This is a genomic window from Roseovarius litorisediminis, assembly GCF_900172295.1.
GTDB classification, from domain to species: Bacteria; Pseudomonadota; Alphaproteobacteria; order Rhodobacterales; family Rhodobacteraceae; genus Roseovarius; species Roseovarius litorisediminis.
Window position 1 is genome coordinate 20520 of the sequence record NZ_FWFL01000007.1, and the last position, 13808, is coordinate 34327.

Sequence of the window (13808 nt, forward strand, 5' to 3'; positions counted from 1 at the left end):
CCCGGCCCGGATACCGCAGGCAGACCGCGAAGGCCAGAGGGGAAAGCCGCAGATTCAGCCTTGTTTCAGCAGGGCAATAACCGGGGCCAGAGCGTCGCGGGCCCCAGCAAAGCCCGCGTGTTCCAGCACCAGCGCTTTGCCCGTCAGCACCTTTTGGACAAACGGGGCCACCAATGCGCCGCTGTCCAGCGCCGATTGCACAAGGCATTGATGCCCCATCAGAACGCCCGCACCATGGCGCGCCTCTTCCACTGCGATACTGTAGAGCGAAAAGCGGGGGCCACGGTCAGGGGCAGAATGACCGGGCATGGCGCTGGCGGCCCAGGCGGCCCAGTCCCCGGGCCAGAGCGCGTCGTGCAGCAAGGTTTCATTCAGCAAATCCTGCGGTTCACCCAACCGCGCGGCGATGTCCGGTGTGCAGACAGGGAATATGGCATCCTGCGCCAGAATTAATTCGTGGGCCGCACCGGTGGGGGGACGGATAAAGAGACTGAGATCAAAGAGTTCGCGCGCCAGATTGGGAGGAGATTCGATAGCCGAGACCGACAGAGAAAGCTGTGGCAATCGGGCGCGTACAAGCGGCAGGCGGGGCGAAAGCCAAAGCTGCGCCACCGATGGCAGGGCTGCAATATGAAGCGTCTTCTGGCGGGCGGCCGATCGCATGCCATGCACCGCCCCTCCCATGGCGTCAAAGGCTGCGGCAAAGCCCGGCGCAACCCTGGAGCCAAAGCTGGTCAGGCGCACGCCTTGTGAGCGCCGCTCGAAAAGGTCGGCGCCAATCCACTCTTCCAGTGCCTTGATATGCTGCGAAACGGCACCAGGGGTCACGCAGAGTTCATCTGCGGCATTGGCAAAGCCACCCAGACGGGCAGCGGCCTCGAACGCGCGCAGGGCGTTAAGCGGAGGGCCTTTGGGACGCGGCGGAGAGACGGACATTTGTTAGCCTTAGTTTTTCTAAGCTGATTTTTACATATTCTGGTTTGCGCCGTCCAGCAGATCGCAGCAGAGTAACGACAACACATGCCATGGAGATTTGAGATGACCCTTAACCACCGTTCCTGGGTGCCGGAAAACTGCGAAACCCTTGTCCAATCCATTGCCACCCGCACCGCCAGCCAGACAAGGGACGAGATTCTGAGCCGACTTGAAGGTCTGGCCGAAAAAAACCGCGAAATTCACGAGCGCGAGTGTTTCAACCTGAACCCGGCCACCAACGTGATGAACCCGCGTGCCGAGGCGTTTCTGGCCAGTGGTATGGGATCACGCCCGTCGCTGGGCTATCCCGGAGACAAGTATGAGATGGGTCTGGAAGCGATCGAAGAGATCGAGGTGATCGCCGCCGAGCTGAGCGCCGAAATATTTGATGCCGCCTATGCCGAGATCCGCGTGCCCTCGGGGGCGATTGCCAACCTTTACGGCTTCATGGCGACCTGCAAACCGGGCGATACGATCATCGCGCCGCCCGCATCGGTGGGCGGACATGTAACGCATCATATGGCGGGTTGTGCCGGGCTCTACGGCCTGCGTACAGTTGAGGCGCCGGTGAACGCTGATGGCTATACGGTGGACGTGGACGCCCTGGCTGATCTGGCGCGCAAAGAGCGGCCCAAACTGATCACCGTCGGGGCCAGTCTGAACCTGTTTGAGCATCCGGTACGCGAGGTGCGGGACATTGCCGACGAGGTAGGCGCGAAAGTGCTGTTTGATGCGGCCCATCAATGCGGGATCATCGCCGGGCGCGCCTGGCGCAATCCATTGAAAGAAGGTGCCCATCTGATGACCATGAGCACCTACAAATCGCTTGGCGGCCCGGCGGGCGGGCTGATTGTCACCGACGATGCGGAAATGGCTGAAAGACTGGATGCGATTGCCTTTCCGGGCATGACGGCGAATTTCGACGCCGCGAAATCGGCGGCACTTGCGGTGACCATGCTGGATTGGCGCACGCATGGTCAGGCCTACGCCGCGCAGATGATCGCCGTGTCTCAAGCCCTGGCCAAGGCGCTGGCAGACGAAGGATTGCCGGTGTTTGAAGGCGCCGATGGTTATACCGGATCGCATCAGTTTGCGGTAAAGGCCGCCGGCTTTGGCGGCGGTCAGGCAGCATCGAAAAAGCTGCGGCAGGCCGGGTTTCTGGCCTGCGGGATCGGGCTGCCGATTGATCCGGTCGAGGGCGACATGAACGGGCTGCGCATCGGCACGCCGGAACTGGTGCGGTGGGGCATGACGGTGGCGGCTGCACCGCGCATGGCCGGGTTGATTTCCGGTGCGCTGCGCAGCAATGACCCAAGCGCGATGATGCCCGAGGTGTCGGCGTGGCGGCAGGAGTTCGACCAGTTGCACTTTGTGAACTAGGCGCATGACCTTCCCTTGCGTGCCGCCCCGAAAAAGCGTGTACGCAAGGGCACGATGAACAGCCTGTATCAGTGCATTTTCTTGTGAATACGCCGGATCATCCACCAGACCGTCAGCACCACCGGCAGGGTCACCGCAGCAATGATCATGCCTTTGCTGATCCCCAGCACATCCGTCAGCGGATAAAGCAGGTAGCCCGACAGCGATACCGCGTAATAGCTGATCGCGACAACCGACAGCCCCTCGACCGTGCGTTGCAGGCGCAGTTGCAGATCGGCGCGGCGGTCCATGCTTTCCAACAATGCCTGGTTTTGCGCACTGCGTTCCACGTCGACACGGGTGCGCAATAGCTCTCCGGCACGCCTTGCCCGGTCTGCCATCGCGGCCAGACGTTCCTGCGACGACAACACCGTGCGCATCGCAGGCTCGTAACGACGCATCATGAATTCCGAAAACGTTTGCCGCCCTTCAAAGCGCTCTTCACGCAGCACGTCGATGCGCTGGTTCACAATTTTAGAATAAGCCGCCGTGGCCCCGAAACGAAACGACGATTGTGCCACCATCGCCTCAAGCTCGGCTGAAACTTTCAACAGATCCTGCAGGGTTTCCTCGGCTGGCTGATGCCCCCCCGTCATTTCGCCGATCAGCCCACTGAGGTGGCCGTCGGTCTGCCCCATCTGCACACCCATGTCACGCACGCGGGCAAAGCCCAGCATCGACATCGCCTTGTAGGTCTCGATCTCGCACAGGCGCTGGACGATACGGCCGATACGGCGCTCACCCGTCTCTGGCGCCACGGTGACGGAAAACCGCAGATGCCCAGCCGGATCAATTCGGAAATCGCCTGCAATCACCGCGGCATCATCCAGCACACGGGCCACAGCCACGCTTTCGGCCACAAACCAGTCGTTGATCTCGGTGCGGGTCTTGTCCTTGCTGACCCAGGGAGAAACCCGCACGAGTGCCGAGGTTATCCGCTGGCCGGGCGCGTCGGCCAGCCAGTCATCCGGAAAGACTTCGAAATCTGCGGGATCAAAAGGCCGGGTGCTGACGCCTTCGGTAAAGACGGTATAGGTCACAAATTCGGTATGGCTTTCCCATTTCAGCACATGCCGCCCGATCTTGCCGGAATAATGCGTCGCGCCGGGCTGAGGATGAGCAGCACCGTAACGATCCAACAACGCGGTCAGGTGTGCCAGATCAGCATCGCGGTCGCGCTTGGCCGCATCGTGCGGTTGCTTGATCGCCAGAAAGACCGCCGTACAGGATGGACCCAACGACGGAAAAGGGCGCGCGTGCAACTCATTGGCCAGTTGATAGCGCAGGGGGTTATCATTTATCGGCGGCATATCTGTGTTCCTGAAGGTTGCAGGCACCCTAATGTCTTGCCCCCACGATTGGAACAGATTATTATGTCACACCAACAACTTAGCGGCACACAGCGGCATACAATAACCTGTCTTCGGCTTAGTCGCTGCAAAAACGCCCAAAGACCCTCTGTTCATTTGAAAAGGGCGCCCTGTGCAGGACGCCCTTTTCAATGATCTGCGCAGTGCCTCAGTCGATCTTGGGCAGCAGGCTGTTGATGCTGTCCTTGGCGTCGCCATAGAACATGCGGGTGTTTTCCTTGTAAAACAGCGGGTTCTCGATACCGGAATAGCCGGTGCCCTGACCGCGTTTGCTGACAAACACCTGTTTCGCCTTCCAGCATTCCAGTACCGGCATGCCGGCGATGGGGCTGTTGGGATCATCCTGTGCAGCCGGGTTCACGATGTCGTTGGAGCCGATGACAATCGCCACATCGGTGTCGGGGAAATCCTCGTTGATCTCGTCCATTTCCATCACGATGTCATAAGGCACGCGCGCCTCGGCCAGAAGCACATTCATGTGGCCGGGCAGACGGCCCGCCACCGGGTGGATGGCAAAACGCACGTTCTTGCCTTTGGCGCGCAATTTGCTGGTCAGTTCGCTGACCGCCTGCTGCGCCTGTGCCACCGCCATGCCGTAGCCGGGGATGATGATGATGCTGTCGGCCTCATTCAAAGCCGCCGCAACGCCGTCGACATCAATCGCGATCTGCTCGCCTTCTACCGCCATCTGTTCACCCGCGGGGCCACCAAAGCCGCCCAGAATGACGCTGATGAACGAACGGTTCATCGCCTTGCACATGATGTACGACAGGATCGCACCGGACGAGCCAACAAGCGCACCCACAACGATCAAAAGGTCGTTGCCAAGGCTGAACCCGATCGCCGCCGCTGCCCAGCCGGAATAGCTGTTGAGCATCGACACCACCACCGGCATATCGGCGCCGCCGATGCCCATGATCAGGTGATAGCCGATAAACAGCGCCGCCAGCGTCATCAGGAACAGCGGCAGGAAGCCACCGGTGTTGAAGTACCAGATCAGACAGAGCACCGAGAGCGCCGCCGCACCTGCGTTCAGGACATGGCCGCCGGGCAGCTTTTTCGCCGTCGTGTCAACCTTACCTGCCAGTTTGCCATAGGCGATGATCGAGCCGGTGAATGTCACGGCCCCGATGAAGATGCCCAGAAACACCTCGACCCGCAGGATCGACTGCTCGACCGGCGTCTTGTGCGCCAGAAGCGCGGCAAAACCGTCGAGCGCTTCGCGCGCTGTGTGGTCCATGGCCAGCACATTGTTCAGCTCGATATGCGCGTTGAAGCCCACGAAAACGGCGGCCAGACCGACAAGGCTGTGCATCGCCGCCACCAGTTGTGGCATCTCGGTCATCTGCACCCGTTGGGCCACGATATAGCCGATGGTGCCGCCGCCTGCGATCAGCAGGACAGACAAAAGCCACAGGCCCGACCCGGGGCCAACCAGCGTTGCCGCCACCGCCAGCGCCATGCCGACAATGCCGTACCAGACCGCGCGCTTGGCGCTTTCCTGCCCGGACAGGCCACCTAGGCTGAAGATGAAAAGGATAGCTGCGACCACGTAAGCGGCTGTTGTAAAACCATAATCCATAATATCTGCCCCTTACGATTTTTGGAACATGGCAAGCATGCGCCGTGTCACCATGAAACCCCCAAAGATGTTGATCCCGGCCATGAATATCGATAGCGCCGCCAGCAGGATCACCAGGAACGAGCCCGATCCGATCTGCATCAGCGCGCCCAGAATGATGATCGACGAGATTGCATTCGTGACCGCCATCAGCGGCGTGTGCAGGCTGTGCGAGACATTCCAGATCACCTGGAAACCGACAAAGACCGCCAGCACAAACACGATGAAATGCTGCATGAAGCTGGCCGGGGCCACCAGCCCAACACCCAGCAACAGCGCCCCGCCAACAGCCAGAAGCGTTACCTGATTGCGGGTCTGCGCCTTGAACGCGGCCACCTCGGCGGCGCGTTTTTCTTCGGCCGTCTGGACCGGCGCGGTTTCTTTCGGCTTGGCCGCAATCGCCTGCACTTTTGGCGGTGGCGGCGGGAAGGTGATCTCGTGATTGAAGGTCACGGTAGCACCGCGAATGACGTCATCCTCCATGTCGTGATTGATCTGGCCGTCCTTTTCCGGGGTCAGATCGGTCATCATGTGGCGGATGTTGGTCGCATAAAGCGTCGAGGCCTGCGTTGCCATCCGGCTGGGGAAATCGGTATAACCGATGATGGTGACGCCGTTTTTGGTGACGATCTTTTCGTCCGGCACGGTCAGTTTGCAGTTGCCACCCTTTTCCGCCGCCAGATCGACAATAACCGAGCCGGGCTTCATCGCCGCAACCATATCCTCGGTCCAGAGCTCGGGCGCTTCGCGGTTGGGAATGAGCGCGGTGGTGATGACGATATCGACCTCGGGTGCCAGTTCGCGGAATTTGGCAAGCTGCGCCTCGCGGAATTCAGGACTGGACACAGAGGCATAGCCGCCGGTGGCCGCGCCATCCTGCTGTTCCTCTTCAAAATCCAGATAGACAAATTCGGCGCCCATGGATTCGACCTGCTCGGCCACTTCGGGGCGCACGTCGAAGGCATATGTGATCGCCCCCAGCGACGTCGACGTGCCGATTGCCGCAAGGCCAGCCACACCAGCCCCGACGACCAGAACCTTGGCCGGCGGAACCTTGCCCGCCGCCGTGATCTGGCCGGTAAAGAACCGGCCAAAGTTGTTGCCCGCCTCGATTACCGCGCGGTAGCCCGCGATATTGGCCATCGAACTGAGCGCGTCCATTTTCTGCGCCCGGCTGATCCGCGGCACCATTTCCATGGCAATCACGTTGGCGCCGGTTTTTTTGGCGGCTTCCATCCCGGCCTCGTTGGCCGCCGGGTTGAAGAACGAGATCAGTGTCTTGCCTTCAGTCAGGCGCTTGAGTTCGACCGCTTCGGGCTGGCGCACCTTGGCAACGATGTCCGCGGCTTTCCAAAGCGCGGCGGCGGTTTTCACAACCTCGACGCCCGCGTCTTTGTAACTGGCATCGGAAAACCCGGCCAGCGCCCCGGCACCGGTTTCGATCACACAGTCATACCCCAGTTTCTGTAATTGCAGGGCCGAGTCTGGCGTCATCGCCACCCGGGCCTCACCCTCAAAGATTTCTTTGGGCGTTCCTATCTTCAATGTCCTGTCCCCCTATGGCAACGTGATCCTGCAAGGCCGGTTCGCAGCGGCCGTCGGTCTTTTATGTTCAAGTGTCGTTATTTCACAAGGTCAGGAAAGATGCGACAGCCAGTTTGTCCCATCTATTACACCCAACGTCGCGTTTTCTGGCAATATCGGGCAAAATCGGCCCGAAATTTACGTCGAAGCCGGTCTTCTTCGCCAAGAATGAACCGCTTTTCGATCGTCCAGACAAAAACGGGAATCAGTGGCAGCGCCAAAACCGCATCCCACCGCAGAATCAGCCCCGCCAGAACCAGTGCATCACCCAGGTAGATCGGGTTGCGGCTGTGCTTGAATATACCCGACTGGATCAGCCGGTCCGCATCGCGGTGCGGAATGACGGTGGTGCGGTGGCGGCGAAACTCGGCAAAGGCCATCGCCATCAGGACCAGCCCCCCGCCGACCAGCAAGCCGCCCAGAAAATCAGCCCAGACCCCACCAAACGACAAGCCCATGGGATACCAGGTGGTCTGCACCCAGGCGAGGACCAGAAACGCCAGAAGCCAGACGGGAGGTAGATCAATCCATTTCAAAGCGTCACCCTTTTTTGCAGAACATAAGCGCTGTGACGTTGGGTGGAAACGGCGCGACTTGCCACATGCGGGCAATAAAGTAGGGTGGCCACAGCAGGAGGCGGTTTCATGACACTCAATGGCAAACACGCATTGGTCACAGGCGGAGGCACCGGCATCGGGCTGGCGATTGCCCGCGCGCTGGCGACGGCCGGGGCGCAGGTGACAATCACCGGGCGGCGGCTGGAGGTGCTGGAAAGTGTGGCGGGGAACAGCCTGCACGCGTTGGCCATGGATGTAAGCGATGAGGGCTCGGTGATCGAAGGCGTGGCAGCTGCGGTCAGCGCGCGCGGACCGGTCCAGATCTGCATCCCCAACGCGGGCATTGCCGAGGGGCGCGCCCTGCACAAGACTGACGCAGAGTTCTGGCGAAAGATCATGTCGACCAATCTGGATGGGGCATTCTTTACTATCCGCGAATGTCTGGGCAGCATGCGCCAGACCGATTGGGGCCGGGTGATTGCGATATCGTCGATTGCGGGACTGAAAGGGTTGAAGGGCGCCGCAGCCTATAGCGCCAGCAAACACGGTATGATCGGCCTGATCCGGGCGCTGAGCGAGGATTATCTGGGCCAGCCCCTGACCTTTAATGCCATTTGCCCCGGCTATGTCGATACAGACATCATCACCCGTAATGTAACCTCGATCAAAGAACGCGCCGGCGTGTCCGACGAGGCAGCCCGCGCGATGATGGTCGAGGCCAACCGACACAAACGCCTGATTGAACCAGACGAGGTAGCGCAGGCGGTTTTATGGCTGTGTGGCCCAGGATCGCAAAGCATAAACGGCCAGGCGATCGAAATAGCTGGCGGGCAGTTCTAGGGAGCCTGATTTACACTGCCGGCGCCGGGACAGGGCACGACAGAGCAAGCCGAAATTCAACCACGCCTCTTTTTCATCACCATGCCGACAACCATCTGAACGACCCGGTCCGCGACACCGCGGTCAACCGCACCGTGCAGCAGGTTACCAATGTCGCCCAGCGAGTTGCCAGAGGCGACTTTTCCACCTCGGTCCCCAAGGCACAACCACGATAAAAAGCGATGCGAAAAAACCTTGGGGCCATTGTCTTGGCCCGGCCTGAAAACAGAGTCCGATCCCCGGCGAGAGAGGAAAGTGGGCAAAGATCATCGCGGTGCAACCAAACGGATAGTGTCGCTGCTTCGTTTGACTTAAGATAGGGCTACACCCTTTTGCCAGCCCCGTGAAAATGCCATGACCCGAGATGAATTCAATACATTTTGCCAGTCCCTTAAGGCCACAACCCACGTGGTACAGTGGGGCAATGCGGATGTCTGGAAAGTAGGCGGCAAGGTGTTTGCCATCTGCGGCTGGAATGACGGAAAAGATGCTTTTACCTTCAAGGCGTCCGAGATCGCCTTTGAGGTGTTGCAGGATCAACCGGGCGTGCGTCCGGCACCCTATCTGGCATCTCGCGGGTTGAAGTGGCTGCAGGTTTACGACCGGCCGGGCCTGTCCGATAACACTTTGAAAGAGCATCTGGTGATGTCCTATCACATGGCCGCAGCCAACCTGTCGAAGAAGAGACGCACGGAATTGGGCCTTGCAGCTTTGCAATGACCGATTTTACCGCCACCAGATCCCTGTTTCAGCTGCCCGATGGGGTGATTTACCTTGACGGCAATTCTCTGGGCCCCCTGCCCCGGGCCGCCACTGCCCGGATGACGCAGGTGATGCAGGACGAATGGGGAGAGATGCTGATATCCGGCTGGAACCACGCCGGATGGATGGCGCAGCCTACCCGGCTGGGCGACCGGATCGGCCGGCTGATCGGCGCCGAGCCGGGGCATGTGGTGCTGGGGGATACCCTGTCAATCAAAGTGTATCAGGCGCTGGCAGCAGCATTGGAAATGCGGCCTGACAGGCGGGTGATCTTGTCAGACAGCGGCAATTTCCCCTCGGACCTGTATATGGCCGAGGGGCTGATCCGGGCATTTGGGCGGGGGCATGAGCTACGTGTCGTGCCGCCCGAGGACCTGGCCGACGCGATAACTGATGAGGTGGCGGTAATCTTGCTGACGCAGGTGGATTACCGCACAGGTCGGTTACACGACATGGCAGACCTGACGGCCAGGGCCCATGCAGCGGGGACGCTGGTCATCTGGGATCTGGCCCACAGCGCGGGCGCGATCGAGGTCGACGTTGCAGGCACCGGGGCCGATTTTGCGGTCGGATGCACCTATAAATACCTCAATGGCGGGCCGGGGGCGCCTGCGTTCATCTATGTGGCCCCGTGCCATGCGGATGTTGCCCGCGCAGCCCTGTCAGGATGGCTTGGCCATGTCGCGCCCTTTGCGTTTGAGCAAAATTACCGCCCCGGCGCAGGGATCGAGCGGATGCGCGTGGGCACCCCGCCGGTGCTGGCCATGGCTGCACTTGAGGCAGCGCTTGATATCTGGGACAGCGTGGATATGGCAGCGCTGCGGGCCAGGTCGATCACATTGAGCGAGCTGTTCATCGAAAAAGTCGAGGCCACCTGCCCGATGCTGGAACTGGCCAGCCCCCGCGACCCGAACCAGCGCGGCAGTCAGGTGTCATTCCGATATGAGCAGGGTTTTGCGGTGGTGCAGGCAGCAATTGCCCACGGCGTGATCGGCGATTTCCGGGCCCCGGATATCATACGGTTTGGATTTACTCCGCTCTATCTGTGCGAAGAGGATATTACCGATGCGGCATCTGTATTGGCCAGGATCATGGCCGAAAGAGTTTGGGACAACGCCATTTTTCGCACCCAGGTTGGGGTTACCTGACGCCAATACAACCAAACGGGGGTAAGTGTCCCAATACTGCCGCAAACTATCGAAAATTCACCTAAAATCTCTCGATTTTCAGCCATATCCTACGCATAACATATTCGGAATGTGAAAGTGATTCCTAACCTTTGTTGTGCAGGATCAGCCACGGGCAGAGCAATCTGTCTTTCGCATAACGCGTAAATAAATAGTGACGCAGGTGGAACTGCCTGCAGTGTAAAATCTGGAGTTATCGAGTGGCAATTCTTGACAACGCGATATGGCTTTCGGGCACGGGCGGCACCGCGACCGGGGGCAGTACCGTTATATCGGAAGGCGGAAAAACCACGACCGTCACCGGCACCTTTACCGCCAATGCATGGGATGCAACGGCAGGAGGCACGGGTGTTTCGGATTTCGGCGCCGCCTTCGTTACCGCGCCGGTCACTGCCAACTACCAGTTTTCCAACCCTGTCGAAAACCTGTCATTCTCGATCGAACATCTGAATGACGATGGTGCGTCAACCTTTGACGACAGCTGGACGATCTACGCCTATGACGAAAACGGCGTCCTGATCCCGGCCGCCGATGTTATTGCGGGCCTCAGCGGGCTGGTCGATGAAAACGTAACCACCAATCCCGATGGATCGGTAACAATCGACTCTGCCGGGACAATCGCAAACAACGTGACGCTTGATCTGGCCGGTCCGGTTTCGGAACTGAACCTGACCTATGAACCCGGACCCGACGGGACGCAAACCGGTGGGTCTGGCATCAGCGATCTGACTTTTGACATTCCAGACATCGATACAGACGGCGACGGCGTTCTGGACGCGGACGACCTTGACGACGACGGCGACGGGATTCTTGATACTGACGAGGGACACGGCACCTCAACCCCCAGCACCATCACCATCACCTTTGATGGCGACGAATGGTCGGCCGCTGCCAGCGACAACACGCGGTGGGAATTGCGCGACCCCGATGGCAACCTGATTGCCAGTGACGACGCAATTGATTCAACCGTAAAGATCACCGATGTGCCGGTCGCCGGGCTGGGTGACTATACCTTCACTGTTCTGGATGATTTTGGGGATGGGCTGGGCGGTATCAATCCCGCAAGCTACACCGTAGCCGTTGATGGCGTTGTTGTCATAGATTCCGGTCCAAACCCCGGATTTCCCGCTACTTTTTCCCAGACATTCAACGTTAGTGAAACTTTAACCACGCAAGACAGCGATGGGGACGGCATTGCCGACCACCTTGATCTTGACAGCGATAACGACGGCATCACCGACAATGTCGAAGCACAGTCTACCGCCGGTTATGTTGCCCCCACGGGAACTGACAGCAATGGGGACGGGCTGGATGATGCCTATGAAACCGGCGGGCTGACCCCGGTTGACACCGACGGCGACGGCACGGCGGATTACCTGGATACCGACAGTGATAATGACGGCATTCTGGACGTGGATGAGGCCGGTCATGGCGTCACCCAGGCCATCATTGATGCCTCGGGCGATGCCGATGGCGATGGCATTAAGGACGTGGTCGACGATGTGGTGGGCTTTGACGCCAACGATGCCGATATCGACGGATCGGGCAATTTCACCCTGGCCGACACCGATGGTGACACAGCGCCCGATGGCGCCGGCGCCACTCCGCTTACCAGTGATCTTGATTTTCGCGACGCAACGGGCATCAATTTTGTCGTCGAAGGCACTTCGGGTAACGACCTGATTGACGGGACTTATGTGGGTGATCTTGAAGGTGACCTGATCGACAACAGCGACCACTCCGATGGATCGAATGACGACTCGATTGTTGCGGGCGCAGGGGACGATACGGTTGAGGCGGGTCTGGGCAGCGATACAATCGATGCCGGTGCCGGCGACGACCTGGTCTATGGCGGACAAGGGTCGGATACGATCACCGGCGGCGATGGAAACGATACGCTGGATGGCGGCACGGCGCCGGGCGCCGGAACCGGCATTGGTGGCACCGGTGTCATTGGCAATACCTTTACTGTCATCAGCCTGGGCACTTTTGCCGACGCTGATCCGATCGAGACCAACGGCGTTACCGACAATGCCGCTGACCTGTTTGGCACCTATGGCGGCCCGGGATCCGAGCTTTACAACAACTTACAGACCGCAGTTTCCAATGACACAAATGCGGATACCAACCTTGGTGACAACGATAATGGACTGACGCCTGAGACGATTGTCATCAATGGCACCACGTTCATGCTGGATTCGGCAACGGTGTACGACGCCACGGTCACCTTTACAGACGGAACCACCGGCACCTTCACTGCGGTCACCTTCCAGACTACCACTGGCGAATTCTATTTGGCGCCAGAACTCAGCAACAACGCCGACAACCTCCTGCTGACCAGTAAACCCATCGAGTCGATCTCACTGGATAGTGTCAGTGTTGATGACACATTCCTGGCGGCAAACCGTCTGGATGCCGATTATAAAGTTCCGGTTGCCGACAACTTCGGGGACTCGATTGATGGCGGCGCTGGCAACGATTTGATCAGTGGCGCGGAAGGCAACGATACACTGATCGGCGGCACCGGGGCTGATACCATTCTGGGCGGCACCGGCGACGATTCAATCTTTGTGGCACGGGGTGACTCGGCCACCGGCGGTGACGGGGATGATTACTTTACCCTGCAGGATCTGGGTGAAGCAGGCGCTGGCACGATCGACATCGTCGGCGGCGAAGGAAATGAAACCGCGGGCGACACGCTGCAACTGACGCCGGACGTCACATATGCAGACATCACTTTCACCAACACTGACGACACTGCAGGCGGCCTGTCGGGGAATTTCTCGATGGCCGATGGCACGGTTGTCACTTTTTCAGAAATCGAGAACATCATCTGCTTTACACCCGGCACTCAGATCCTGACGCAATTCGGCGAACGCCCGATTGAGACCCTTAAACTGGGTGATATGGTTATCACCCGCGATCATGGGCTGCGCCCCATTCGCTGGATCGGCAAGCGCAGGGTTGCCGGGCGCGGTAAATTTGCCCCGATCGCAGTGAATTGCAACGCGCTGGATGGCGCACGCAATCCGCTGCTGGTGTCGCCGCAGCACCGGATTCTGTTCACCGGATATCGTGCCGAACTGCTGTTTGGTCAAACCGAAGTACTTGTCGCCGCCAAGCATTTGGTCGACGGGCGCGATGTGCAGATCCGCGAGCAGGATGAGGTGACTTATTTCCACATCATGTTCGACCACCACGAGATTATTTATGCCGAAGGGGTGGCCACCGAAAGCTTCCACGCAGGCGACACTGGCCTTTCCGCAATTTCCCAACCCGCCCGTGACGAGCTTTTCGCGATATTCCCCGAATTGCGCAGCGCCCCGGGCCGCCATCGCGAAACCGCCCGAACCTGTCTGAAAAAGTACGAGGCAAAGCTTTTGCTTGATGATGACGACACGGGCCAGAACGCCGCCTGACCCGACCTGCCCCGCCTGACTACGAGGGCCCGCAA

At 59.5% G+C, this 13808-nt stretch carries 10 protein-coding genes; 5 read left to right on the forward strand and 5 right to left on the reverse strand.

Annotated features, from left to right (window positions below):
* Positions 1 to 54 precede the first annotated feature (54 nt).
* A complete protein-coding gene (locus PEL8287_RS13615) occupies positions 55 to 936 on the reverse strand; it encodes a LysR family transcriptional regulator (protein WP_085892983.1) in 882 nt (293 codons plus the stop codon).
* 102 nt (positions 937 to 1038) lie between these two features.
* On the opposite strand from PEL8287_RS13615, the gene glyA reads away from it, so the two are divergent.
* Positions 1039 to 2355 (forward strand): serine hydroxymethyltransferase, encoded by a 1317-nt coding sequence (gene glyA / locus PEL8287_RS13620; RefSeq protein ID WP_085892984.1) that lies wholly within the window; start codon positions 1039 to 1041, stop codon positions 2353 to 2355.
* Between the two features lie 68 nt (positions 2356 to 2423).
* Here glyA and PEL8287_RS13625 read toward each other — a convergent pair whose 3' ends face one another.
* The 4 genes from PEL8287_RS13625 to PEL8287_RS13640 all read right to left on the reverse strand — a co-directional run bounded on the left by PEL8287_RS13625 (position 2424) and on the right by PEL8287_RS13640 (position 7505).
* Positions 2424 to 3704 carry a DUF3422 family protein gene (locus PEL8287_RS13625; RefSeq protein WP_085892985.1) on the reverse strand — a complete coding sequence of 427 codons (1281 nt, stop codon included), beginning with the start codon at positions 3702 to 3704 and terminating at the stop codon, positions 2424 to 2426.
* A 208-nt stretch (positions 3705 to 3912) separates the two neighbouring features.
* Positions 3913 to 5346, reverse strand: a complete 1434-nt coding sequence (locus PEL8287_RS13630) for an NAD(P)(+) transhydrogenase (Re/Si-specific) subunit beta (protein ID WP_085892986.1) — start codon at positions 5344 to 5346, stop codon at positions 3913 to 3915.
* Between the two features lie 12 nt (positions 5347 to 5358).
* Complete coding sequence (locus PEL8287_RS13635; protein WP_085892987.1) at positions 5359 to 6930, reverse strand: Re/Si-specific NAD(P)(+) transhydrogenase subunit alpha; 1572 nt, start codon at positions 6928 to 6930, stop codon at positions 5359 to 5361.
* A gap of 125 nt (positions 6931 to 7055) precedes the next feature.
* On the reverse strand, positions 7056 to 7505 hold the full coding sequence (locus tag PEL8287_RS13640) for a methyltransferase family protein (RefSeq protein WP_235862304.1): 450 nt from the start codon (positions 7503 to 7505) through the stop codon (positions 7056 to 7058).
* A 108-nt stretch (positions 7506 to 7613) separates the two neighbouring features.
* On the opposite strand from PEL8287_RS13640, the gene PEL8287_RS13645 reads away from it, so the two are divergent.
* From PEL8287_RS13645 to PEL8287_RS13660, 4 genes are all read left to right on the forward strand, one after another.
* Positions 7614 to 8366, forward strand: a complete 753-nt coding sequence (locus PEL8287_RS13645; protein ID WP_085892988.1) for an SDR family NAD(P)-dependent oxidoreductase — start codon at positions 7614 to 7616, stop codon at positions 8364 to 8366.
* A 393-nt stretch (positions 8367 to 8759) separates the two neighbouring features.
* A complete protein-coding gene (locus PEL8287_RS13650) occupies positions 8760 to 9125 on the forward strand; it encodes an MmcQ/YjbR family DNA-binding protein (protein WP_085892989.1) in 366 nt (121 codons plus the stop codon).
* Entirely contained in the window at positions 9122 to 10315 is a 1194-nt protein-coding gene (kynU, locus tag PEL8287_RS13655; protein WP_085892990.1) for a kynureninase, read from the forward strand. Before PEL8287_RS13650 ends, kynU begins: the two co-directional genes overlap by 4 nt.
* Positions 10316 to 10554: 239 nt before the next feature.
* A complete protein-coding gene (locus PEL8287_RS13660; RefSeq protein WP_085892991.1) occupies positions 10555 to 13773 on the forward strand; it encodes a Hint domain-containing protein in 3219 nt (1072 codons plus the stop codon).
* The last annotated feature ends 35 nt before the right edge of the window (positions 13774 to 13808 follow it).

Bases quoted from the DNA above. Each gene is read 5' to 3' on its own strand.
- PEL8287_RS13645 (WP_085892988.1), top strand. From the start codon at position 7,614: ATGACACTCAATGGCAAACACGCATTGGTCACAGGCGGAGGCACCGGC.
- PEL8287_RS13630 (WP_085892986.1), bottom strand. From the start codon at position 5,346: ATGGATTATGGTTTTACAACAGCCGCTTACGTGGTCGCAGCTATCCTT.
- PEL8287_RS13650 (WP_085892989.1), top strand. From the start codon at position 8,760: ATGACCCGAGATGAATTCAATACATTTTGCCAGTCCCTTAAGGCCACA.
- PEL8287_RS13625 (WP_085892985.1), bottom strand. From the start codon at position 3,704: ATGCCGCCGATAAATGATAACCCCCTGCGCTATCAACTGGCCAATGAG.
- kynU (WP_085892990.1), top strand. From the start codon at position 9,122: ATGACCGATTTTACCGCCACCAGATCCCTGTTTCAGCTGCCCGATGGG.
- PEL8287_RS13615 (WP_085892983.1), bottom strand. From the start codon at position 936: ATGTCCGTCTCTCCGCCGCGTCCCAAAGGCCCTCCGCTTAACGCCCTG.
- glyA (WP_085892984.1), top strand. From the start codon at position 1,039: ATGACCCTTAACCACCGTTCCTGGGTGCCGGAAAACTGCGAAACCCTT.